The following is a 2,945-nucleotide window of genomic DNA, read 5'->3' on the forward strand; positions in this document are numbered from 1 at the left end:
AAAGGGCGGGGAATTTCCCCGCCCTTTCCGTTTCTCACCGCTGCCGGTTTTAGAAGTGTGCCGACTTGGTGCCTGCCGGGATTTCCAGCGGCGGGGCGAACTTGGTCAGGTCGATGCCTTCGACGGCGGCCTTGTATTCTTCCAGCGTGGGGGTGCGGCCCAGGATGGCGGACAGGACGACGACCGGGGTCGAGGCCAGCAGGCTTTCGCCTTTCTTGTCCGGTGCATCCGCCACGACGCGGCCCTGGAACAGGCGGGTCGAGGTGGCCAGAACCGTGTCGCCCTTGGCGGCTTTTTCCTGGTTGCCCATGCAGAGGTTACAGCCGGGGCGCTCGAGATAGAGGATGTTCTCGTACTCGGTGCGGGCCTGCTGTTTCGGGAACAGGTCGTCGAACTCGAAGCCCGAGTACTTCTCGAGCACTTCCCAGTCGCCCTCTTCCTTCAGCTCGTCGATGATGTTGTAGGTCGGCGCGGCAACCACCAGCGGCGCCTTGAACTCGACCTTGCCTTTGGCTTTCTCGAGGTTCTTCAGCATCTGCGCCACGATCTTGATGTCGCCCTTGTGCACCATGCACGAGCCCACAAAGCCCAGATCCACATGCTTCTCAGCCTTGTAGAACGAGATCGGACGGATCGTGTCGTGGGTATAGCGCTTGGACACATCAGCGTTATTCACATCCGGGTCCGCGATCATCGGCTCGACGATCTGGTCCAGATCAACCACGACCTCGGCGAAGTACTTGGCATTGTCATCCGGGGTCAGAGCAGGCTTTTCACCGGACTTGATCTCGGCGATGCGCGCATCGGCCTTGTCGATCAGGCTTTGCAGCATGCCATTCTCATGCTCCATGCCCTTGTCGATCATGATCTGGATGCGCGACTTGGCCAGTTCCAGCGACCCGATCAGCGTCTCGTCATTCGAGATACAGACCGACGCCTTGGCTTTCATCTCGGCCGTCCAGTCGGTGAAGGTAAAGGCCTGGTCGGCCAGCAGGGTGCCGATATGCACCTCGATCACGCGGCCCTGGAAGACGTTGTCGCCATGCTGGGCCAGCATCTGCTGCTGGGTGGCATGCACCACGTCGCGGAAGTCCATGTGATCGGCCATCTGCCCCTTGAAGGTCACTTTGACCGATTCCGGGATCGGCATGGAGGCTTCCCCAGTGGCCAGCGCCAGCGCAACCGTGCCCGAGTCCGCACCAAAGGCCACGCCTTTGGACATACGGGTGTGGCTGTCGCCGCCGATGATGATGTCCCAATCCGACACGGTGATGTCGTTCAGCACCTTGTGGATCACGTCGGTCATCGCGTGGTATTCGCCCTTCGGGTCACGGCCAGTGACCAGACCGAAGTCGTTCATAAACTTCATCAGGCGCGGGGTGTTGGCTTGCGCCTTGGCATCCCAAACCGACGCGGTGTGACAGCCCGACTGATAGGCACCGTCCACGCTGGGCGACACAACGGTCGCGGCCATCGCTTCCAGTTCCTGCATCGTCATCAGGCCGGTGGTGTCCTGCGAGCCCACGATGTTGACCTTCACACGCACGTCCGAGCCAGCATGCAGGGTCTTGCCCGGCGTGGCGCCAACAGCGTTCTTGTTGAAGATCTTCTCAACCGCGGTCAGGCCCTGACCTTCATGGCTGACCTCTTTCGAGGGTGCAAAGACCTGCGGGGCCTCAACACCCAGAGCTTCCGCCGCAAATGTCTGCAGCTTCTTGCCGAAGACGATGGCGTAAGAGCCGCCCGCCTTCATGAACTCCATCTTCTGCGGCGTGAAGGACGACGAGACGTCCACCAGCTCTTCGCCGTCTTCGCTCAGCAGCTTATGGGTCTTGGTGTTGATCTTCAGAACCGTGCCGGTCTCGACCGAGTACTTCTCTTCCAGAACCGGGTTGCCGTCATTGTTCAGCACCGGGTTGCCATCGGCGTCCAGCTTCTTGACCCAGTTCTTCAGGTCCAGACCAATGCCGCCGGTCACGCCCACAGTGGTCAGGAAGATCGGCGAGATGCCGTTGGTGCCGGCCACAACAGGCGCGTAGTTCACGAAGGGCACATAGGGGCTGGCCTGTTTACCGGTCCACAGCGCCACGTTGTTCACGCCCGACATGCGCGACGAGCCAACGCCCATCGTGCCTTTTTCCGCGATCAGCATCACGCGCTTGTCCGGATGCTGCAGCTTCAGGGCTTCAATCTCTTTCTGGGCGGCTTCCGAGATCATGCACTTGCCGTGCAGCTCGCGGTCCGCACGCGAGTGCGCCTCGGCGCCCGGCGACAGAAGGTCGGTCGAGATATCGCCTTCGCCGGCGATGTAGGTGACAACCTGAACCTCTTCCTCCACGTCCGGCAGCTTGGTGAAGAACTCGGCCTTGGCATAGCTTTCCAGAATGTCCTTGGCGATGGCGTTGCCATCCTCAAGCGCTTCGGCCAGACGCGCGGTGTCAGCCTCATACAGGAACACCTGGGTCTTCAGCACCTCAGCCGCCTGCGCAGCAATCGCCTGATCATGGCCCAGCGCCAGATCCAGCAGCACCTCGACCGACGGGCCGCCCTTCATGTGCGACAGCAGTTCAAACGCAAATTCCGGCGAGATCTCGTCAACCGAGCTGACGCCCAGGATGATCTCTTTCAGGAACGCCGCCTTCACGCCAGCCGCGCTCGTCGTGCCCGGAAGCGTGTTGTAAATAAAGAAGTTCAGCGATGCTTCGCGCTCAGCATGCCCGGTGTCCTTGATCTGTTCGATCAGTTCCCCCACCAGTGCGCCGTCGTCGATCGGCTTGGGGTTCAAACCCTCGCCCTTACGCGCTTCAATCTCATTTAGGTAGTCGGTGTACAAGCTCATGACGATCCCTACGAATTCGAGTGTGATGCAGCCCCAGCACCCGGCAATACAGAATCCCACAATGCCAGATATGTCTGCGGTATGCCGCTGTATACCAAATGGATGC

Annotated in this window: 1 protein-coding gene; it reads right to left on the minus strand. The window is 60.4% G+C overall.

Annotated elements, in window-relative coordinates:
* Window positions 1-49: 49 nt before the first annotated feature.
* Window positions 50-2,839: a bifunctional aconitate hydratase 2/2-methylisocitrate dehydratase gene (locus EOL43_RS15255; RefSeq protein WP_133489777.1), complete on the minus strand. Its 2,790-nt coding sequence runs from the start codon at window positions 2,837-2,839 to the stop codon at window positions 50-52.
* Between the last annotated feature and the right edge of the window lie 106 nt (window positions 2,840-2,945).

The organism is Aliiroseovarius marinus (genome assembly GCF_004360145.1).
GTDB lineage: Bacteria > Pseudomonadota > Alphaproteobacteria > Rhodobacterales > Rhodobacteraceae > Aliiroseovarius > Aliiroseovarius marinus.

What these genes read in the sequence shown, in the direction of transcription:
- EOL43_RS15255 (WP_133489777.1), bottom strand. Translation starts at nt 2,839, where the DNA reads ATGAGCTTGTACACCGACTACCTAAATGAGATTGAAGCGCGTAAGGGC.